The sequence below is a fragment of the Streptomyces candidus genome, assembly GCF_014207445.1.
Taxonomy (GTDB): Bacteria; Actinomycetota; Actinomycetes; order Streptomycetales; family Streptomycetaceae; genus Streptomyces; species Streptomyces candidus.
In genome coordinates this window covers 106295-126303 of record NZ_JACHEM010000003.1, presented here as the reverse complement: position 1 = coordinate 126303, position 20009 = coordinate 106295, and the positions used below count along the sequence as shown (strand labels likewise).

General features: G+C 71.6%; 16 protein-coding genes and 1 pseudogene. 8 read left to right on the top strand and 9 right to left on the bottom strand.

All coding sequences use genetic code 11. The features are described from left to right. The first annotated feature begins 18 nt into the window (after nucleotides 1-18). From HNQ79_RS06485 to HNQ79_RS06455, 7 genes are all read left to right on the top strand, one after another. A complete protein-coding gene (locus HNQ79_RS06485; RefSeq protein WP_185027934.1) occupies nucleotides 19-1269 on the top strand; it encodes a sensor histidine kinase AbrC1 in 1251 nt (416 codons plus the stop codon). 177 nt (nucleotides 1270-1446) lie between these two features. After that, nucleotides 1447-2772: a sensor histidine kinase AbrC2 gene (locus HNQ79_RS06480; RefSeq protein WP_185028714.1), complete on the top strand. Its 1326-nt coding sequence runs from the start codon at nucleotides 1447-1449 to the stop codon at nucleotides 2770-2772. Between the two features lie 155 nt (nucleotides 2773-2927). Then, nucleotides 2928-3587, top strand: a complete 660-nt coding sequence (locus HNQ79_RS06475) for a response regulator AbrC3 (protein WP_185028712.1) — start codon at nucleotides 2928-2930, stop codon at nucleotides 3585-3587. A 301-nt stretch (nucleotides 3588-3888) separates the two neighbouring features. Beyond that, a complete protein-coding gene (locus HNQ79_RS06470) occupies nucleotides 3889-5838 on the top strand; it encodes a 2-oxoacid:acceptor oxidoreductase subunit alpha (protein WP_185027932.1) in 1950 nt (649 codons plus the stop codon). Continuing rightward, complete coding sequence (locus tag HNQ79_RS06465; protein ID WP_185027930.1) at nucleotides 5831-6910, top strand: 2-oxoacid:ferredoxin oxidoreductase subunit beta; 1080 nt, start codon at nucleotides 5831-5833, stop codon at nucleotides 6908-6910. Before HNQ79_RS06470 ends, HNQ79_RS06465 begins: the two co-directional genes overlap by 8 nt. A 206-nt stretch (nucleotides 6911-7116) precedes the next feature. Continuing rightward, nucleotides 7117-8103 (top strand): EamA family transporter RarD, encoded by a 987-nt coding sequence (rarD, locus tag HNQ79_RS06460; protein ID WP_185028710.1) that lies wholly within the window; start codon nucleotides 7117-7119, stop codon nucleotides 8101-8103. A 444-nt stretch (nucleotides 8104-8547) separates the two neighbouring features. Next, complete coding sequence (locus tag HNQ79_RS06455; protein WP_185027928.1) at nucleotides 8548-9921, top strand: M28 family metallopeptidase; 1374 nt, start codon at nucleotides 8548-8550, stop codon at nucleotides 9919-9921. Between the two features lie 138 nt (nucleotides 9922-10059). On the opposite strand, the gene HNQ79_RS06450 is transcribed toward HNQ79_RS06455, so the two are convergent. From HNQ79_RS06450 to HNQ79_RS34930, 7 genes and pseudogenes are all read right to left on the bottom strand, one after another. After that, the gene (locus HNQ79_RS06450; RefSeq protein WP_185027926.1) at nucleotides 10060-10647 is read right to left on the bottom strand and encodes a TetR/AcrR family transcriptional regulator; all 588 of its coding nucleotides are present in this window, start codon (nucleotides 10645-10647) and stop codon (nucleotides 10060-10062) included. A gap of 286 nt (nucleotides 10648-10933) precedes the next feature. Beyond that, entirely contained in the window at nucleotides 10934-11812 is an 879-nt protein-coding gene (locus HNQ79_RS06445; RefSeq protein ID WP_229923345.1) for an ABC transporter permease, read from the bottom strand. Further along, nucleotides 11773-11937 (bottom strand): hypothetical protein, encoded by a 165-nt coding sequence (locus HNQ79_RS33495; protein ID WP_229923370.1) that lies wholly within the window; start codon nucleotides 11935-11937, stop codon nucleotides 11773-11775. Before HNQ79_RS33495 ends, HNQ79_RS06445 begins: the two co-directional genes overlap by 40 nt. A 47-nt stretch (nucleotides 11938-11984) precedes the next feature. After that, nucleotides 11985-12929 carry an ABC transporter ATP-binding protein gene (locus HNQ79_RS06440; RefSeq protein WP_229923346.1) on the bottom strand — a complete coding sequence of 315 codons (945 nt, stop codon included), beginning with the start codon at nucleotides 12927-12929 and terminating at the stop codon, nucleotides 11985-11987. 82 nt (nucleotides 12930-13011) lie between these two features. Next, complete coding sequence (locus HNQ79_RS06435) at nucleotides 13012-14298, bottom strand: LolA family protein (RefSeq protein WP_185027919.1); 1287 nt, start codon at nucleotides 14296-14298, stop codon at nucleotides 13012-13014. Between the two features lie 245 nt (nucleotides 14299-14543). After that, on the bottom strand, nucleotides 14544-15554 hold the full coding sequence (locus HNQ79_RS06430; RefSeq protein WP_185027917.1) for a polyprenyl synthetase family protein: 1011 nt from the start codon (nucleotides 15552-15554) through the stop codon (nucleotides 14544-14546). A gap of 712 nt (nucleotides 15555-16266) precedes the next feature. Then, a pseudogene (locus HNQ79_RS34930) lies at nucleotides 16267-16401 on the bottom strand (helix-turn-helix domain-containing protein); the annotation flags it as partial. 63 nt (nucleotides 16402-16464) lie between these two features. Between HNQ79_RS34930 and HNQ79_RS06420 the strand changes: the two are divergent. Next, nucleotides 16465-17628: an epoxide hydrolase family protein gene (locus HNQ79_RS06420; protein ID WP_185027915.1), complete on the top strand. Its 1164-nt coding sequence runs from the start codon at nucleotides 16465-16467 to the stop codon at nucleotides 17626-17628. Nucleotides 17629-17690: 62 nt separating this feature from the next. On the opposite strand, the gene HNQ79_RS06415 is transcribed toward HNQ79_RS06420, so the two are convergent. Both HNQ79_RS06415 and fahA read right to left on the bottom strand, forming a co-directional pair. After that, nucleotides 17691-18380: a GOLPH3/VPS74 family protein gene (locus tag HNQ79_RS06415; RefSeq protein WP_185027913.1), complete on the bottom strand. Its 690-nt coding sequence runs from the start codon at nucleotides 18378-18380 to the stop codon at nucleotides 17691-17693. Between the two features lie 184 nt (nucleotides 18381-18564). Beyond that, entirely contained in the window at nucleotides 18565-19803 is a 1239-nt protein-coding gene (gene fahA / locus HNQ79_RS06410; protein WP_185027911.1) for a fumarylacetoacetase, read from the bottom strand. Nucleotides 19804-20009 lie beyond the last annotated feature (206 nt).

Below are 20009 nucleotides of genomic sequence, written 5' to 3'. Positions count from 1 at the left end.
CCCGGCAGGCTGGGGCGCATGACCGCCAGCTCCGGTGCACCTACGCCCGGCTCCGAACCCCCTCCGACCCGCGCCTTCGCCTTCGACCGGCACATGTGGAAGGAGGTCGCGCATCTGCTGCTCGACCTCCCGGCGGCCCTGATCGGGTTCGTCGTGACGGTGATCGTCATGGTGCTCGGCAGCGGCCTCGCCGTCACGGTGATCGGGTTGCCGCTGCTGGCCGCGGGGCTGGTGGCGGCCCGGCGGATCGGCCGGTGGGAGCGGGCACGCGCGCGCGTACTCCTCGGGGTGCGGGTGGACGAGCCGAGCCCGCTCAGGGCGGCCCGCACGCAGGACGGTCTCTTCCCCTGGCTGTGGACCGCGCTGAAGGACCCGGTGGGCTGGCGGTCGGTGCTGTACTCGGTGATCCGGCTGCCGTGGGGAATCCTGACGTTCACGGTGGCGCTGGTGAGCACGGTGCTGCTGTGGCCGGTACTGGGGTACGTGGCCCGGGGGCTGACCAACGTGGACCGGGCGATGGTCCGGGGGCTGCTGTCGCCGTCGGGCGAGCTGGAGCGGCGCATCGCGGAGCTGGAGTCCGACCGGGGGGTGGTCGTCGACACGGCCGCCGCCGACCTGCGGCGCATCGAACGCGACCTGCACGACGGGGCGCAGGCCCGCCTCGTCGCCCTCGCGATGGGGCTCGGGCTGGCGAAGGAGAAGCTGCTGGACGACCCGGAGACCGCGGCGAGGATGGTCGGCGAGGCGCACGGCGAGGTGAAGCTGGCGTTGCAGGAACTGCGCGACCTGGCCCGTGGCATCCACCCCGCGGTGCTCACCGACCGGGGCCTGGACGCGGCCCTGTCGGCGATCGCCTCGCGGTGCACGGTCCCGGTGCAGGTGACGACGGAGCTCGGTGAGCGGCCGGCGGAGGCCATCGAGGGCATCGCGTACTTCACGGTCTCCGAGCTGCTCCAGAACGTCAGCAAACACAGCCGGGCGCGGTCCGCGTCGGTCGACGTGTGGCGGTCCGGCAGCCGGTTGCTGATCCAGGTCCGGGACGACGGGCTCGGCGGTGCGCGGCTGGACGGCGGTACCGGGATGGCGGGGCTCGCGGACCGGCTGGGGGCGGTGGACGGGCTGTTGACGGTGGATTCGCCGCCGGGCGCGGGGACGACCGTGACGGCGGAACTGCCCTGGCGGGAGCGGGCGCCGGGGGAGACGCGCGACGGGGGACGACGGGCGGGCGGGCGGGTCGCCGCCGACGGGCAGGGGCACCGGGTGCGGTAGACGGCAGGGGGTGCCCTGCGATGCGGCGCGGGGCCGGGGGTGGGGTAAACCCCCGGGAAGGACGGAGCTTTACCTCATGGTCCGGGGCGTCGCGGACCAGCAGTCTTGGACAAGCACAACCACCGGGCATCCGGCCCGGCGGCGGCAGCGTTCCGCACGGAAGAAACGGACGGCATCATGGCCACGGACTACGCCCCTCGCACCCGGGACCACGGTCCCCGGGAACATCGCGTTCCGCCGGTACTGCGCGCGCCGTTCGAGGGCCGGGCCTGGCGTGAGCTCGCGTACGTGGTGTGCGGCCTGCCGCTGGCCATGGTGGCCTTCGTCCTCGCGGTGAGCACCATCTCGCTGGGGGCCGGGCTGCTGGTGACCTTCCTCGGCATCCCCGTACTGGCCGGTGGGCTCGCCCTGTTCCGGGGCTTCGGCGCGCTGGAACGGGCCCGGGCCCGGGTGCTGCTGGGGCTGGACGTGCCGCCGCCGCAGGCTCTGCGCAAGGCCAGGCCCGGTGCGATGGGCTGGATCGGGGCGGTCCTGAAGAGCGGGGTGTCCTGGCGGCACCTGCTGTACGGGGTGCTGCACATGCCGTGGGCGGTCTTCTCGTTCAGCGTGGCGGTGGTGTTCTGGTCGTACGGCCTGGCAGCCCTCACGTACCCGCTGTACGGATGGGCCGTCACGCACGCGGACGGCTCGAAGGGCGTCCAGCTCTACAGCGACATGGACAACCAGGTCTACCTGAACACCCCGCTGGAGATGGCTCTGATCAGCGCGATAGGCCTGGTCCTCGTGATCGCCTGCCCCTGGGTCACCCGGGCCCTGGTGTCGGTGGACCGGCTGATGGTGTCCGGCCTGCTCGGCCGGTCCGCCCTCGACAGCAGGGTCAGCGAGCTGGAGTCGGACCGCGGGGTGGTCGTCGACACGGCCGCCGCCGACCTGCGGCGCATCGAACGCGACCTGCACGACGGGGCGCAGGCCCGCCTCGTCGCGCTGGCCATGGACCTCGGGCTCGCGAAGGAGAAGCTGGCCGAGGACCCCGAGGCGGCCGCCCGCATGGTGGACGAGGCGCACGGCGAGGTGAAGGTGGCGTTGCAGGAACTGCGCGACCTGGCCCGCGGCATCCACCCCGCGGTGCTCACCGACCGGGGCCTGGACGCGGCGCTGTCGGCGATCGCCTCGCGGTGCGCGGTCCCGGTGCAGGTCGAGGTGGACCTGCCGGCCCGGCCGGCCCCGGCGATCGAGGGCATCGCCTATTTCACGGTCTCCGAACTCCTCCAGAACGTCAGCAAGCACGCCCGGGCCACCCGGGCGTCGATCGAGGTGTGGCACACGGACGGGCGGCTGATGCTCCAGGTCACCGACGACGGCCGGGGCGGCGCGAGCACGGGCGGCGGTTCGGGGCTGGCGGGTCTCGCGGAGCGGCTGGACGCGGTCGACGGCGTCCTGGTCGTCGACTCCCCCGCCGGTGGTCCGACGACGGTCACCGCGGAACTGCCCTGGCGCGGCTGACCGGCCGGGCCCGGGTGCGACGGCGCCCGCTCCGGATTCCCCTCCCCTCTCTTTCCCGCCACTCGGGCGCAGACCGGTCCGGGTGCTGGGATGCTGGGGGCGGTCGAATGCTGGACACACCGGAGCTGGGGGCAGGAAGAGTCGTGGGAGACAGGGTGCGCGTGGTCATCGCCGAGGATTCGGTACTTCTTCGGGAGGGCCTCACCCGGTTGCTGACCGACCTCGGCCACGACGTGGTCGCGGGTGTCGGGGACGGGGAAGCCCTGGTCAAGACCGTGGCCGAACTGGCCTCGCGGGGGGAGCTGCCGGACGTCGTGGTGGCGGACGTGCGGATGCCGCCGACGCACACCGACGAGGGGGTCAGGGCCGCGGTGCGGCTGCGGCGGGAGCACCCCGGCATCGGGGTGCTCGTCCTGTCGCAGTACGTGGAGGAGCAGTACGCGACGGAGTTGCTGGCCGAATCCAGTACGGGGGTCGGCTATCTGCTGAAGGACCGGGTCGCCGAGGTCCGGGAGTTCGTGGACGCCGTGGTGCGGGTGGCCAGGGGCGGCACCGCCCTGGACCCCGAGGTGGTGGCCCAGCTCCTGGGCCGGAGCCGCAAGCAGGACGTCCTGGCCGGGCTCACCCCGCGCGAGCGGGAGGTCCTGGGGCTCATGGCGGAGGGGCGGACCAACTCGGCGGTCGCCAAGCAGCTGGTGGTGAGCGACGGGGCGGTGGAGAAGCACGTCAGCAACATCTTCCTGAAGCTCGGCCTGTCGCCGAGCGTCGGGGACCACCGGCGGGTGCTGGCGGTGCTGACGTATCTGAATTCCTGAGGGCCGGCGGGCAGGGGTCGGCGAGGGTCCGGCGGTGCCGGGTCGAGCGGGGCTCGACCCGGCTGCGGGACCGGAACCGAAGGATGAGGTCAAAGCGTCTGCAGCACAGGTTCCACTCAGGCTTGAAACAGCGGTCCGGGGGCGGATGAATCGTGGGGAATCGGGTCGAAGAGGTGTCTCAAAAGCGGTCCCGGCATGTGGGCGGGCCGAGTTGGGCGACTCTCGCGGACGTAGGGTTGCCCCGGGACGACCGGTCGGCCGGCCGTTCCGGAACAGCCGCCTCTGAGGGAGGTCCAGTTCAGTGACCAGCCAGGTCAACAGTCCGGCCGTGCAGGCCGACGGAGCAGGCGTCGACGAAGCCCTCGACGCCCCGGTGACAGTTCCGGTCAAGGCCCCGGAGAAAGAGGTCCGCCGACTGGACCGGGTGATCATCCGGTTCGCGGGGGACTCCGGTGACGGCATGCAGCTCACCGGTGACCGCTTCACGTCGGAGACCGCGTCGTTCGGCAACGATCTCTCGACGCTGCCGAACTTCCCCGCCGAGATCCGCGCCCCCGCCGGAACGCTGCCGGGCGTCTCCAGCTTCCAGCTGCATTTCGCCGACCACGACATCCTCACCCCGGGCGACGCCCCGAACGTCCTGGTGGCGATGAATCCCGCCGCGCTGAAGGCGAACCTCGCCGATGTGCCGCGCGGGGCCGAGATCATCATCAACACCGACGAGTTCACCAAGCGGCCCATGGCCAAGGTGGGGTACGAGACGTCCCCGCTGGAGGACGGTTCGCTGGACGGTTACAGCGTCCACCCGGTGCCGCTGACCACCCTGACCGTCGAGGCGCTGAAGGACTTCGGTCTGTCGCGCAAGGACGCGGGCCGCTCGAAGAACATGTTCGCGCTGGGCCTGCTCAGCTGGATGTACCACCGGCCCACCGAGGGCACGGAGGCGTTCCTGCGGCGCAAGTTCGCGAAGAAGCCCGACATCGCCGAGGCCAACGTGGCGGCGTTCCGGGCGGGCTGGAACTTCGGCGAGACGACCGAGGACTTCGCGGTGAGTTACGAGGTGGCCCCGGCCACCGCCGCGTTCCCTCCGGGCACGTACCGCAACATCTCCGGGAACCTGGCGCTCTCGTACGGGCTGATCGCGGCCGGACAGCAGGCCGACCTGCCGCTCTACCTCGGCTCCTACCCGATCACCCCGGCCTCCGACATCCTGCACGAGCTGTCGCGGCACAAGAACTTCGGTGTGCGGACCTTCCAGGCGGAGGACGAGATCGCGGCGATCGGCGCCGCTCTCGGGGCCGCGTTCGGCGGCCAGCTGGCCGTCACGACCACCTCGGGGCCCGGTGTCGCGCTCAAGTCGGAGACCATCGGGCTGGCGGTGAGCCTGGAGCTGCCGCTGCTGATCGTGGCCATCCAGCGCGGCGGTCCGTCGACCGGGCTGCCGACCAAGACCGAACAGGCCGATCTGCTCCAGGCGATGTACGGGCGCAACGGCGAGGCCCCGGTGCCGGTGGTCGCGCCCCGTACGCCCGCCGACTGCTTCGACGCCGCGCTGGAAGCGGCGCGCATCGCGCTGACGTACCGGACGCCGGTCTTTTTGCTGAGCGACGGTTACCTGGCCAACGGCTCCGAGCCGTGGCGCATTCCCGGCCTCGACGAACTTCCCGACCTGCGCGTGCAGTTCGCCAAGGGCCCCAACCACGAACTGGCCGACGGCACCGAGGTGTTCTGGCCGTACAAGCGCGATCCCGAGACCCTGGCCCGGCCCTGGGCACTGCCCGGCACCCCCGGCCTCGAACACCGCATCGGCGGCATCGAGAAGCAGGACGGCACGGGCAACATCTCCTACGACCCGGCCAACCACGACTTCATGGTCCGCACCCGGCAGGCCAAGGTCGACGGCATCACGGTGCCCGACCTGGCGGTCGACGACCCGGACGCGGCCCGCACCCTGGTGCTCGGCTGGGGCTCGACGTACGGGCCGATCACGGCGGCGGTACGACGGCTGCGCGGCGAGGGCGTCGCGATCGCGCAGGCGCACCTGCGTCACCTCAACCCCTTCCCGGGGAATCTCGAAGAGGTGTTGAAGCGTTACGACAAGGTGGTCGTACCGGAGATGAATCTCGGGCAGCTCGCCACGCTGATCCGGGCGAAGTACCTCGTGGACGCGCGTTCGTACAACCAGGTCAACGGAATGCCGTTCAAGGCCGAGCAGCTGGCAACGGCCCTCAAGGAGGCCATCGATGACTGAGACGGTCACGTCGAGCGAACCCAAGCACTCACTGCTGTCCCTCGTGCCCCGGGCCGAAGGCAAGCAGTCGATGAAGGACTTCAAGTCCGACCAGGAGGTGCGCTGGTGCCCGGGGTGCGGGGACTACGCCGTGCTGGCCGCCGTGCAGGGGTTCATGCCGGAGCTGGGACTGGCGAAGGAGAACATCGTCTTCGTCTCCGGAATCGGCTGCTCCTCCCGCTTCCCGTACTACATGAACACCTACGGGATGCACTCCATCCACGGCCGCGCCCCGGCCATCGCGACGGGACTCGCCTCCTCGCGGCGGGACCTGAGCGTGTGGGTGGTCACCGGTGACGGCGACGCGCTCTCCATCGGCGGCAACCACCTGATCCACGCGCTGCGCCGCAACGTCAACCTCAAGATCCTCCTGTTCAACAACCGGATCTACGGCCTGACCAAGGGCCAGTACAGCCCCACCTCCGAGGTCGGCAAGATCACCAAGTCGACCCCGATGGGCTCCCTGGACGCGCCCTTCAACCCGGTCTCGCTCGCGATCGGTGCGGAGGCGTCCTTCGTCGCCCGCACCGTCGACTCCGACCGCAAGCACCTCACCGAAGTGCTGCGGCAGGCCGCCGACCACCCGGGCACGGCGCTCGTCGAGATCTACCAGAACTGCAACATCTTCAACGACGGCGCCTTCGAGGCCCTGAAGGACAAGGAGCAGGCACAGGAGGCGGTGATCCGGCTGGAGCACGGGCAGCAGATCCGCTTCGGCGCCGACGGCGCCAAGGGGGTCGTGCGGGACGCGGTGACGGGTGATCTGAAGGTGGTCGCGGTGACCGAAAAGAACCAGTCGCAGATCCTCGTCCACGACGCGCACCAGGCGTCGCCGACCACCGCCTTCGCGCTCTCCCGCCTCGCCGACCCCGACACCCTGCACCACACTCCGATCGGTGTCTTCCGCTCCGTCGAGCGGCCGGTGTACGACACCTTGATGGCCGACCAGCTCGACACGGCCATCGAGCGGGACGGCAAGGGAGACCTGGGCGCGCTGCTCGCGGGCAAGGACACCTGGACGGTCGTCGGCTGACCGCCGTACCCGCACACCTCCGCGAAGGAGCGCCCGGCCCGCACCAGGGGCCGGGCGCTCCTTCCGTGCTTCCGGACGCCCCCGCCTGTCATGACCGTATTGCGGAACGGACATGACAGGCGAGGCCGGGCGGGCTTACCGTCGTCGGCGACGGGTGTATGCAGAGTGCATGTTCCGGGCGGGAGGCCAGAGCCGTGTCGATGTCGCTGGAGACCAAGGACGAACAGCGGGCGGGACTGCTGTACGGCATCGGGGCGTACGGAATGTGGGGACTGGTCCCCCTGTTCTGGCCGCTGCTGAAGCCCGCCGGGGCGATCGAGATCCTCGCGCACCGGATGGTGTGGTCGCTGGCCGTGGTGGGCCTGGCACTGCTGGCCGTCCGGCGCTGGGGCTGGGTGCGCGACCTGCTGCGCCAGCCGCGGAAACTGGGCCTGATAGCCGTCGCCGCGGCCGTCATCAGCGTCAACTGGGGCCTCTACATCTGGTCGGTCAACAGCGGCCACGTCGTCGAGGCCTCGCTCGGCTACTTCATCAACCCTCTCGTCACCATCGCCATGGGCGTCCTGCTGCTCGGCGAACGGATGCGGCCGGCGCAATGGGCGGCGGTCGGGGTCGGCGCCGCGGCGGTCGTCGTGCTGGCGGTCGGGTACGGGCAGCCGCCATGGATCTCGCTGGTCCTGGCGTTCTCGTTCGCCACGTACGGACTGCTCAAGAAGAAGGTCAACCTGGGCGGGCTGGAGTCGCTGGCCGCCGAGACGGCCATCCAGTTCCTGCCCGCCCTGGGGTACCTGGTGTGGCTCGGGGCGTCCGGCGGAGCGGCGTTCGGGGCGCACGGCGCGGGGCACGCGGCACTGCTCGCCGCGACGGGCGTCGTCACCGCGGTGCCCCTGGTGTGCTTCGGGGCGGCGGCGATCCGGGTGCCGCTGTCGGTGCTGGGGCTGTTGCAGTACCTCGCGCCGGTGTTCCAGTTCGTGCTGGGGATCGTGTACTTCCACGAGGAGATGCCGGTGGAGCGGTGGGCGGGCTTCGGCCTGGTGTGGCTCGCGCTGACGGTACTGACGTGGGACGCGGCGAGGACTGCGCGGGGCGCGGCGGTGGAACGGAACGCGGCGGCGCGGGCCCTGGCGGCAGCAGCGGCGGCCGAGGCGACGGCGGACGTGGAGGCGGCACGGCCGGCGCGGGCGGGGCGGTAGGCCGGAGCGGCATCGAGGGGCGGGTGAGGGTGCGCGGGGCGGGGCGGACGGGGTCGGGGCCGGTGATGAACTCCAGAAGCGCGCCCGTGCTCTGCTCAGCGACCCCGACGAGGTGCCTGGTGGGGAGTTCGTCCTGTCCGGGTCGAGCGCGGACCCCATTGCCCACGGCCGGACACGGCCTCGCCGTCGAAGCCGCACGGAAGGGCCCTGCCCCGGCGGCCGTCGCCTATCTCGTCCGGCGCACCAAATGATCACGTCGGGCGAAGTGGGTTCGTTATCCGAACAGCTCTGACCGGATTACGCCCTTGACGGTGAGAGGAACTCTCGCTGAACATCAGGCACGCACTACGCACGCGTCACCGCTCAACTGCCTTACAGGTCATACCGGTTCGGCCAGTTCCCGCACGTTCCGTCCCATCCCCGTTCGGAATCCGGAGCCCCCCCATGACGCTTTCCCCCTCCCCCGTCGGCAGATCCCGGATATCCGGCAGATCCGGCAGGGTCGCCGCTGTCGCCGCCGTCGCCGTCGCCGGTCTGCTCGCCGGAACCGCCTCCGCCTCCGCCGGCACCACCGCCGCACCCGCCTCGGCGGGCGCGACAGCGCAGGCGCTCGCCGCACCCGACATCCCGCTGGCCAACGTCAAGGCCCACCTCACCCAGTTCTCCTCCATCGCCGCCGCCAACGGCGGCAACCGCGCCCACGGCCGCCCCGGCTACAAGGCGTCCATCGACTACGTGAAGGCCAAGCTGGACGCAGCCGGGTTCGCCACCTCGCTCCAGACCTTCACCACCAGCGGCGCCACCGGCTACAACCTGATCGCCGACTGGCCGGGCGGCGACCCGAATAAGATCGTGATGGCGGGCGCGCACCTGGACTCGGTGTCCTCCGGTGCCGGAATCAACGACAACGGGTCGGGCTCCGCCGCCGTCCTGGAGTCCGCGCTGGCCGTCTCGCGCGCCCAGTTGAAGCCGGACAAGCACCTGAGGTTCGGCTGGTGGGGCGCGGAGGAGCTGGGCCTCGTCGGCTCGAAGGCGTACGTCAACAGCCTCCCGTCCACCGAGCGCGCGAAGTTCGCGGGGTACCTCAACTTCGACATGATCGGGTCGCCGAACCCCGGCTACTTCGTCTACGACGACGACCCGGCCATCGAGAAGACCTTCAAGGACTACTTCGCCGGTCTCGGCGTCCCCACCGAGATCGAGACGGAGGGCGACGGCCGCTCCGACCACGCCAGCTTCAAGAACGTCGGCATCCCCGTCGGCGGCCTGTTCACCGGGGCGAGCCGCACCAAGACCGCGGCCCAGGCGCAGAAGTGGGGCGGCACCGCCGGACAGGCCTTCGACCGCTGCTACCACTCGTCCTGCGACAACACCGCCAACATCAGCGACACCGCCCTCGACCGCAACAGCGACGCCGTCGCGCACGCGCTGTGGACGCTGTCCGCCGGCGGCACCACTCCCCCGCCGACCGGCGACGACTACGAGAACACGACCCCGCTGGCGATCCCCGACGCCGGTGCGGCCGTGACGTCCCCGATCACCGTGTCCGGCCGTACGGGCAACGCGCCCGCCACGCTGAAGGTCTCGGTGAACATCAAGCACACCTGGCGCGGGGACGTGGTCATCGACCTGCTCGCCCCGGACGGGACCGCGTACCGGTTGAAGAATTCCAGCAGCGGCGACTCCGCCGACAACATCATCGAGACGTACACGGTGAACGCGTCGAGCGAGCCGGCCAACGGGACCTGGAGGCTGCGCGCCCAGGACGTCGCACGCCAGGACACCGGCAGCCTGACCAGCTGGAAGCTCACCTTCTAGCCGGCCGTCGGCACCCTGCGGCCGGAGCTGCGCCCTTCCGCCCGACGTACCGGACGCAGGGGAACGGCTGCCGGCCGACCACACCACCGCACCGCACCCGCTGAACCCTGCCGCCCCCGACGCGCGTCCACTCCCGCGTCAGGGGCGGCAGTCCAGCGACCGCAGTACGTGGTCGACCAGTTTTACCGTGCGCTCCGGGCTGTGCGGCGGCTTGCGCAGTGCGTAGCGGTAGTAGAGCGGCCCGTACAGCAGCTCCACGGTCATCTCCAGGTCGGCGTCGGCCGCCAGCCGCCCCTGCCGCTGGGCGCTCTTGAGCCGGTTCACGGCCGCGGTGAAGCGCGGAGTGATGAACTGGTCGTGGACCGCCCGGGTCAGCTCCGCGTCGTGGTGCAGCTCCGAGAGGATCCCGATGTAAGCGGGACCGAACGGAGGCGTCGTCAGCAGCCGCACCACCCGGTTCATCTGCGTGTAGAGGTCGCCGGCCAGGTCCCCGGTGTCCGGGAAGGGCGCCTCGGAGTCGACCTTCTGACCGACGGCTTCGAGGAGCACGGCCCCCTTGGAGGGCCACCAGCGGTAGATCGTCTTCTTGCTGACGCCCGCTCGGGCGGCGATCGCCTCCATGGTGACTCCGCCGTACCCCTTTTCGGAGCACAGGTCGATGGAGGCCGCGAGGATCGCCTGTCGGGACTTCTCGCTGCGTCGCTGCGGATTGGGCGTCGCGCTCACGCCCGGAGTTTAGCGGGCGGCGACACGCACCGTGTTGACAGCGGAAGGGCAGCCTCCAACAATAGCCACGCGAGGGGGAACGGTCCGTGTCGTGTCGAGCCGCATCGGGGGACGGCTCGGGACGGCACAGGCTCAGGGCCGGTCCCGTACGCCGGAGGGGAACGTACGGGGCCGGCCCCGTACCCCCTTCCGGCACCTCGCACCCGCCGGCGCCTCGGCTCCTCCCGCATCCCACCCGCCTGCGCTGCAGCCGTGTTCGCCTCCGGTGCCGCGCACCGGGGATGCTCTACGTCGTGATGTCCCGGGTCGTGAAGCGCGCCCAGGCCGCCGCGCCGAACACCGCCGCGTACGCGCCCTGGAGACCGAGGTTCTTCGCCAGGTCGTCCCAGAAGACGGGCTCGCGCAGCAGGTCCGCGAAGGACAGCCAGTAGTGCGGGAACAGGTACGGGTGGATCGCGTGCAACTGCGGGATCGTGTCCAGGATCTGCACCGTGATCAGCAGGCCCACGCTCGCCGCCATCGCGGCGATACCGCTGTGGGTGAGCGTGGAGACGAAGAGGCAGAGCGCGGCGAACCCGATGAGTGACGCCGCTGCGGCCAAGGCGATCGCCACCACCCGCAGCAGCCCCTCCCCGAGGCCGATCGGTACACCGGAGATCGTCATGACCTCGCCCACCGGGAACAGCAGCGCCCCGGTGGCCAACGCGGACGCCGCCACGACGAGGGTGGCCACGAGGCAGAAGGCGAGCGTGCCGACGTACTTGACCAGCAGGAGCCGGGCGCGTCCGGCGGGAGCGATTAGCAGATAGCGCAAGGTGCCCGCGCCGGCCTCTCCCGCGACGGCGTCACCCGCGACGACGCCGACGGCCATGGGCAGGAACACCGGGAGAGTGGCGGCGAGCGCGGCGAAGACCAGGAAGAGACCGTTGTGGGTGATCTGCGCGAAGAAGGCCGGTCCGCCTCCCTGGCCGCCGGACCCGGTGGAGCCGTCACCGGTCTCGACCTTGACGGCGACGCCGATCAGTACGGGTACGCCTGCGAGCACCGCCAGCAGCGCGAGCGTCCGCCAGCGCCGGAAGGTGACGCCCAGCTCGGAGCGGAGGAGACCCCACGACCACAGAGGACTCACAGGACGCACAGGCCCCACGGCTTTCCGCGCCCGCATCCCACGAGCACCCGCACCCGTTCCGGTGCCCGCGCCAGCACCGACACCGACGTCCGCACCCGTGCCCGCGCCAACACCGGCACCGGCTCCGACAGCCACACCGGCTCCCACAACTGCACCCGCACCCGGCCCGTCCCCCTCGTCCCCCGCGCCCGCCCCCCGCGCGTCCCGTTCAGCCCGTGACATCGAAGCCCTCCCCCGTCAGCGCCACGAACGCGTCCTCCAGCGAGGCCCGCTCGGCCCCGAAGCCGGTGACCCGGACCCCCGCGTGGACCAGCGCCGCGTTCAGCTCCGCCAGACCGGGGCCGGAGGTTTTGGGGGCCGCCCCGGTGACGCGTCCGTCGCCGACCTCCAGGTCGGTCACGCCCCGTTCCTTGAGGACCCGCGCCGCCTCGCCCGTGTCCGGGGTGCTGACGACCAGGCGGCCCCGGGCGCCCGCCGCGAGGTCGGCGACCGCGCCCTGGGTGATCAGGCGACCCCCGGCCATCACCGCCGCGTGCGTGCAGACCTGTTCGATCTCGTCCAGGAGGTGGGAGGAGAGGAAGACCGTGGTGCCCTCGGCCGCGAGTTCCCTGACGAGGGAGCGGATTTCCCGCATCCCCTGCGGGTCCAGCCCGTTGGTCGGCTCGTCGAGGACGAGGAGTTCGCGGGGCTGGAGGAGGGCCGCCGCGAGGCCGAGCCGCTGCTTCATGCCCAGCGAGTACGCCCGTGCCTTCTTGGCGCCCGCCGGGGTCAGCCCGACCCGGTCGAGTGCGGCGGCGACCCGCGCCCCGCGGGTGCGCGGATCGGCGGTGGGGTCGGCGGCGTCGTACCGCAGCAGGTTGTCGCGTCCGGACAGGAAGCCGTACAGCGCGGGGCCTTCGATGAGAGCGCCCACGTGCGGAAGTACGGTGCGGGCGGCGGCCGGCATCGGCCGGCCGAGCACCCGCGCCGTGCCGGAGGTCGGCTCGATCAGGCCCATCAGCATCCGGATGGTCGTCGTCTTCTCCGAGCCGTTGGGCCCGAGGAAGCCGAACACGCTCCCGGCCGGGACGGACAGGTCGAGGCCGTCGACGGCGAGCTGACCGCCGCGGAACCGCTTGGTGAGCCCGCGGGTGGCGATCACGGGCTCCGCCACGGATGCGGCGGAGCCTCTTTCCCCACCGGTCAGCTCGTCCACCGTCCGACCCCGACCCTCCCGGTGCGTCCGCCCACTTGCCCTACTTCGCTTCGTTGGCGGCCTTCACCAGGGCATCCTTGGTGACCGCGCCGACGTACACCGTGCCGTCGTCCGTCATCAGCGCGTTGACCAGGCGGGTCGAGAAGACCCGGCCCTCGCCGAACTTGCCGGACACCTTGTCGCCCAGCGAGTCGAGCAGACCCTGGGCCTCCGCGGGCATCTCGCCCTTCTTCGCCCCGGCTCCCACGCCCGGAGCCCCGGTGTTGATCCGGGCGATCGACGTCCAGCCCTCGCCGAGGACCTCGACGCCGCCCGCACCGGCGCCGCCCTTGCCGAACTCCTTCTCCAGGTCCTTGCCGAAGTCCTTGCCGAGGCCGAAGTCCCCGGAGTTCTTCCCCTTGCCGCCCTCGTGGTCCTTCAGCGCGTCGGCCTCGGTGACCTTCGCGCCCTTGGGCGGGCTGAAGTCGAAGGTGCCCGCGGCCGGCCTGGCGAAGTCGACCTTGGTGAAGCCGGCGTCGACCACGGCCTTGCCACCGCTGCTCGGGGAGAGCGTGAACTTCAGCGGAACGCCGTTCTTCGCGTCCACCGCGACCCGGATCTCGCCGACCGTCGAACCGGACTGCTTGGGCTTGATGAGCAGCTGGTACGCGTCCCGGCCCGCGACCTGCGCCGTGCCGTCGACCGTCACGGACGTGTCCTTCTCGGACGCCTTGAGTGCCTGCTCGGCGAACTCCTTGGGCGTGCTCGGCATCCCCTCGGGCAGCCTCTGGTGCTTGTCGGAGTCGCGCTCGCCCCGGTCCGCGTCGCGCGGCGCCTTCGCGTGGAACACCTCGTTCGAGGCACTGTCGTACGCCCAGACCTGGTCCTTGTTGTGGATCAGGCTGTACTCGGAGGCCTCGTCGAGCAGCGACACCTTCTGCCGGTCGGGGCCGTCGGCCGCGACGCGCAGCGTGTGCGTACCGGAGGCGAGCTGCATCAGCTTGGCCTGCGGGTCGGCGGACGAACCCTCGCCGGAGCCGCCCCGGGCGTCCTTGGCCGCGCCGCCGAGGCTGCCGGCCAGGCCGCCGAGCGAGGGCAGGCCCAGGTCCGTGCTGATCCTGACGGTGCCGGACAGCTGCTGGGTGTCCGAGGCGGCCATCTTCTCGATGAGCTGCTGCGCGGTGATCTGCGGCAGGTCCGGGTCGCCGGCGCTGGCGAGCGCCGGGACGAGTCCGAGAGTCAGCCCCGCCACCCCCGCCACCGCGACCGGCACCGCGTAACGCGCGGCCTTGCGGCGGCGCACCGTCCGGGTGCCCTCGGTGGTCTCTGCGTTGCCGTTCGGTGCCATGTGTGCCCCTGCCTCCGTGAAGTTGGCGGCCGTCGTCCTCACGTTCGTCCCCACCCCCGCGCCGCCATTCTCACCCGAAATGGTCAGGAGTGGTGAGGTCAATCAGACCAAAATGGGCGGCTCATTGCATCAGCCCCCGGGTGCAACCTCGTCTACACCCACGGGATGACAGAAACCACCCGCTCGTCCCCCACCAGGGGGTGGGGAAGAACAGGTGGCTCCTACAGGGACTTCGTACGCGGCCGTCAACCCGCCCGGTGCACCACCGCGTCGCACAGTTCCGCCAGTGCCGACTTGGCGTAGCAGTCCGGCAGCGGCGCCAGGGCGGCCCTGGCCTCCTCCGCGTACCGCACGGTGTCGCGCCGCGCCTGCTCCAGGGCGGGGTGCGCCCGCAGCTGCTCCAGCACGGCGGCCAGTTCCGCGTCGCCCGACAGATCGCCGTCGAGCCGTGCGCACAGCTCGATGTCCTCGGGCCGCTCCTCGGCCTCCGCCATGGCCCGCAGGTGCAGCACCGGCAGCGTGGGGATGCCCTCGCGCAGGTCGGTGCCGGGGGTCTTGCCCGACTCGTGGCTGTCGCTGGCGATGTCGAGGACGTCGTCGGCGAGCTGGAAGGCGGTGCCCAGGCGCTCGCCGTACTGCGTGAGGATGTCGACGACGCTCTCGTCCGCGCCGGCGATCATCGCGCCGAACCGGCAGGAGACGGCGACCAGCGAGCCCGTCTTGCCCGCCATGACGTCGAGGTAGTGGTCGATCGGGTCACGTCCGTCGCGCGGTCCGGCGGTTTCCAGGATCTGACCGGTCACCAGGCGTTCGAACGCCCCGGCCTGGATGCGCACGGCCTCCGGGCCCAGGTCCGCAAGGATGTGCGAGGCGCGGGCGAAGAGGAAGTCGCCGGTGAGGACCGCGACGGAGTTGTCCCAGCGCGAGTTCGCGCTGGGCACGCCGCGGCGCACGTCCGCCTCGTCCATCACGTCGTCGTGGTAGAGCGTCGCCAGGTGCGTCAGTTCCACGACCACCGCGGAGGGCACGACGCCCGGGGCGTGGGGGTCGCCGAACTGCGAGGCCAGCATCACGAGGAGTGGCCGGAAACGCTTCCCACCTGCGCGTACGAGGTGCTGCGCGGCCTCCGTGATGAAGGGGACCTCGCTCTTGGTCGCGTCGAGCAGTCCCTCCTCGACGGCTGCCAGTCCGGCCTGGACATCGGTCTCCAGGGCCTGGTCCCGCACGCTCAGTCCGAACGGCCCGACGACGGTCACGAGGGTTACTCCTGTCTGCTGACGATCACACGGATTGTCGATCTGTCGCTGGCATCACTCAACAAGTCAGCCTATCCCGTCGACTTTCGATCACCGAGACCAGCGCCCTGTCCCCTTCAGCACAGTCTGAAATGACCGACTTGTTGATGTAGAGCTGCTTCGACCAGGAATATTTCCTTTGTCGCGAATAGAGCCCCACCCCCGGCCCGGCGTACGGCACGCTCGTCTGTCTGGTGTCCGTGGCGGGCGGCTGGCTCGCGGACCGCATCCTCGGTTCGTACCGCGCCGCCCTGTGGGACGGCGTCCTCACCGCCTGAGGCCACTACGCGATGGCGGTGCCCACCGACGTGGCCGCCGCGAGCAGCGCGGCGAGTTCCCCGACCCGGCGCACCAGCTCCGGGGGCTCGTGCACCTCGAAGCGGGATCCGAACAGGCCACAGGTGGAGGACGAGTTCGTCGAGGGAGTCCGACCCGGCGCGCAGGATGCAGGACCGTCCGTCGATGTCCTCCAGCGTTCCCACGGTGGGCGGGATCACGGCGGCGGCCCGCTCCATCGGCACCCGCAGGACGCCCGGGCCCGGTAGCGGTACGCGGCCGTGGACACGCCCTGCGAGGTTCGGGAGGCCACCTTCTCGACGGTCAGCTCGCGCGGGGCGAAGCGCGGGCCGGCCGGGACGCGGGTGCGCAGCCGGTCGAGGCGGAAAGTGCGGCAGCGCAGCTTGTCGATGTCGCGGCGGACGGTCCGGACGTCGACGCCGAGGCGTTCGGCGAGCGCGGAGCCCGGCCAGTCGCGCGGGGTCTGGAGGAGGGAGAGCAGTCTCAGGAGGCGTGCGGAGGTTTCCGGCATGACCGTGGAATCCGGCAGCCGGCTAGGACCAAAGGTGTCCCAGGTGCCGCCTAGGTTCTTCTCATGAGCCGAAACGAGCAGGTCACTCCGTTCCGCGTCGACATCCCGCAGCACGAGTTGGACGCCCTGCACGCGAAGCTGGATGCCATCCGCTGGCCGGCCCCGCTGCCCGGCGACGGCTGGGACACCGGCGCTCCGACGCGGTGGCTGCGCGGGCTCGTCTCGTACTGGCGGGAGACGTACGACTGGCGGGCGGCGGAGCGCGAACTCAACCAGTACCCGCAGTTCACCACGGAGATCGACGGGCAGCGCATCCACTTCCTGCACGTCCGCTCGCCCGAGCCGGACGCGCTGCCGCTGGTGCTGACGCACGGCTGGCCGGGGTCTGTCGTCGAATTCCTCGACGTCATCGGCCCGTTGACCGACCCGCGCGCGCACGGCGGCGACCCCGCGGACGCCTTCCACGTCGTCATTCCCTCCCTCCCCGGCTTCGGCTTCTCCGGCCCGGTCGCCGAGAGCGGCTGGGACACCGCGCGGATCGCCCGCACCTGGGCGGAACTGATGCACCGGCTGGGATACGAGAGGTACGGGGCGCAGGGCGGGGACCTCGGGGCGAGTGTGTCACCGGAGTTGGGCCGGGTGGCCACCGAGCACGTGGTGGGCGTCCATGTGAACGGCGACCCGGGTCCGATGCCGGACCTTCCGCTCACGGAGGCGGAGTCGGCGTCGCTCAGTCCGCTGGAGCGGGACCGGATCGCCCGCATCGAGGCGTTCATGCGGGAGGAGTTCGGCTACCTCGCAATCCAGTCGACACGCCCACAGACGCTCGGCTACGGGCTGATCGACTCGCCGGTCGCCCAGCTCGCCTGGATCATGGACAAGTTCCGCGAGTGGACGCACCCGCGTTCCGTCGACCCCGAGGACATTCTCGGCCGGGACCGGCTGCTGACGAACGTGATGCTCTACTGGCTGACCGGAACGGCCGCGTCCGCCGCATACGTGGGCTACGCCCAGGAGCAGGCCTGGGGCGAGCCGAACAAGAACTCCGGCGTTCCGACGGGCGTACTGGTGCTGGCGCACGACGTGGGCATCCGGCGGTACGCGGAGCGGGAGAACACGATCGTACGGTGGACGGACGTGACCGACCGGGGCGGCCACTTCGCGGCGCTGGAGGAGCCGGACCTGCTGACGAAGGACGTCCGGGAATTCTTCCGGACGCTGCGGTAGGAGTGGCACGGACCCGGTGCGGGTCGTGCGGCGTCCCGCCCGGCGACATCCGGGGCGGGCGCTCAGCCGCCTCCCCCGTGGCTGGCCGCCTTGTCGCCGTCCACCGCGCTGCGGACCGCCTTGGCAGTCCACTCCCGCTTGGCGAGATCGCGCATCGCCGCCCGCAGGGGGCGGGCCGCGTAGCCGGGGAAATGGCGGTTCGCCAGGTCGGTGGCGGAGAGGAGGGCGGCCAGCAGCCGGTCGCGGGGATCGGGGAAACCGGACTTCGCCGCCACGGTCAGCCGACGGTGGAGCGGAGCCGACCGGTCCGGTCCTGCGGCCGGGTGGCGGATCAGCGGGAAGAGGCCGAGGACCCGCCTCGACTCGCGCCGCAGTACGCCCCGTTCGACCAGCCGGTCCAGGTAGAGCCCCGTCGCCTCGCGCCGGGTGCGCCGGATGAAGGAGGCGGTGCGGATGCCGCTGTCCCGCCCCTTCCCCGGTCCTGGCAGTCCGGCGAGCAGCTGCACCGCGACCGGGTCGGCCGCCGGCCCGGAGGTCAGGGCGGCCGGCGGGACCGGCGTGCGGACCCGCACCCTGCTGTGGTCCCGCTCCACGCAGCCCGCCCCCTCCAGGACCGCGAGGACGGCGCCCGCCACCCCGTACTCCAGGTAGCGGAGGCTGACACGCGCGCCGCCCTTCTCGGGGTGGAGGCCGAGCAGCAGCAACTCCTCGGGCAGGGACAGGTGCGGCTCGTGCGGCGGGTCGGCGGGCATCAGAACGTCAGCCTCCAACGAGAGGGCCCCGGGCTCCCCTTCAGGCTTCCCCGACGCCCGGGGTTTCAGCCCCCGACGACCTTGCCCGCGACGGATTTCGGCCCACGGGCCGGCGCATCGTCGACCGTGCCGGGCCCCGGCCCGCTTCGTACCCGACGTGTTCCGGCGCCCCCTCGGTCCGGTGTCAGCCCGCCGCCACGATGCGACCGGTGACCTCGCCCAGTCCCACGCGTGTGCCGTCCGGGCCCGGGGCCCACGCCGTCAGGGTGACTTCGTCCCCGTCCTCCAAGAACGTCCGCTTGCCCTCGGCGAGTTCGATCGGGTCGCGTCCGTTCCAGGTCAGTTCGAGCAGCGAACCGCGCTGACCGGTCTCGGGACCGCTGACGGTGCCCGATCCGTACAGGTCGCCCGTGCGCAGCGACGCCCCGTTGACCGTCATGTGCGCGAGCTGCTGCGCCGCCGTCCAGTACATGCCGGCGAACGGCGGCTCGGCGACGACCTGGCCGTTGATGGCCACGGAGATGCGCAGGTCGAAGCCGCCCGGATCCTCGTCGTCCGCGTCGTCCAGGTACGGGAGCAGCGGGAGGTCCCTGACGGGCGGGGCGACGCGGGCGGCCTCCAACGCCTCCAGCGGCGTCACCCACGCCGACACCGACGTGGTGAACGACTTGCCGAGGAAGGGGCCCAGCGGAACGTACTCCCAGGCCTGGATGTCGCGCGCCGACCAGTCGTTGAGGAGCGACAGGCCGAAGACGTGGTCGCGGAAGTCGGCCAGCGCGACGGGCCTGCCCAGCTCGGACGGCGTGCCGACGACGAAGCCGACCTCGGCCTCGATGTCCAGCTTCACCGAAGGGCCGAAGACGGGCGCGGGGTCGGTGGGCGCCTTGCGCTGGCCGGAGGGGCGCACCACGTCCGTCCCGGAGACCACGACGGTGCCGGACCGGCCGTGGTAACCGATCGGCAGGTGCTTCCAGTTGGGCGTCAGCGCGTCGCCGTCCGGGCGGAAGATCCTGCCGACGTTCGTGGCGTGGTGCTCGCTCGCGTAGAAGTCGACGTAGTCCGCGACCTCGTACGGCAGGTGCAGCGTGACCGCGCCGAGCGGGTGCAGCAGCGGCTCTATGTCCTCGCGGTGCGCGGGGCTGGTGAGCCAGGCGGTGAGGGCGCGGCGCACGTCGCGCCAGGCGGTGCGGCCCGCCGCGAGCAGCGGGTTGAGGGAGGGCTGGGCGAGGAGCTGGGCGTACGGGGAGCCGAGCGCCAGCGCGGCGGCTCCCGCGTCCAGCACGTGGCCGCCGATACGGACTCCGACACGGCGCCGCTCGGGCGCGTCCGCGGTGGAGAACACGCCGTAAGGGAGGTTGTGCGGACCGAAGGGGTCGCCCTCGGGGACGTCGAGCGGGGACGCTGGCGTGGACTGCTCGGGCATGGGGTACTGCCTCGCTTTCCGGGTCGTTGGCACACACGTTACGTGGGGGACGCCTGACACGGCAGGGGCCAAAGAGTTCGCAATGTCCGGAAAGCCCCTGCGGGGGGCGGGAACTCCGCCGAGGCATCCGTTCCGCCACGAACGAGTACTGCCCCGCCCCTCACGCCCGCGGCACCAGCAGCATCCGCACCCGGCAAGCGCCACGC

What these genes read in the sequence shown, in the direction of transcription:
- HNQ79_RS06485 (WP_185027934.1), top strand. Translation starts at nt 19, where the DNA reads ATGACCGCCAGCTCCGGTGCACCTACGCCCGGCTCCGAACCCCCTCCG.
- HNQ79_RS06480 (WP_185028714.1), top strand. Translation starts at nt 1,447, where the DNA reads ATGGCCACGGACTACGCCCCTCGCACCCGGGACCACGGTCCCCGGGAA.
- HNQ79_RS06465 (WP_185027930.1), top strand. Translation starts at nt 5,831, where the DNA reads ATGACTGAGACGGTCACGTCGAGCGAACCCAAGCACTCACTGCTGTCC.
- HNQ79_RS06455 (WP_185027928.1), top strand. Translation starts at nt 8,548, where the DNA reads ATGACGCTTTCCCCCTCCCCCGTCGGCAGATCCCGGATATCCGGCAGA.
- HNQ79_RS06445 (WP_229923345.1), bottom strand. Translation starts at nt 11,812, where the DNA reads ATGCGGGCGCGGAAAGCCGTGGGGCCTGTGCGTCCTGTGAGTCCTCTG.
- HNQ79_RS06435 (WP_185027919.1), bottom strand. Translation starts at nt 14,298, where the DNA reads ATGGCACCGAACGGCAACGCAGAGACCACCGAGGGCACCCGGACGGTG.
- HNQ79_RS06420 (WP_185027915.1), top strand. Translation starts at nt 16,465, where the DNA reads ATGAGCCGAAACGAGCAGGTCACTCCGTTCCGCGTCGACATCCCGCAG.
- HNQ79_RS06415 (WP_185027913.1), bottom strand. Translation starts at nt 18,380, where the DNA reads ATGCCCGCCGACCCGCCGCACGAGCCGCACCTGTCCCTGCCCGAGGAG.
- fahA (WP_185027911.1), bottom strand. Translation starts at nt 19,803, where the DNA reads ATGCCCGAGCAGTCCACGCCAGCGTCCCCGCTCGACGTCCCCGAGGGC.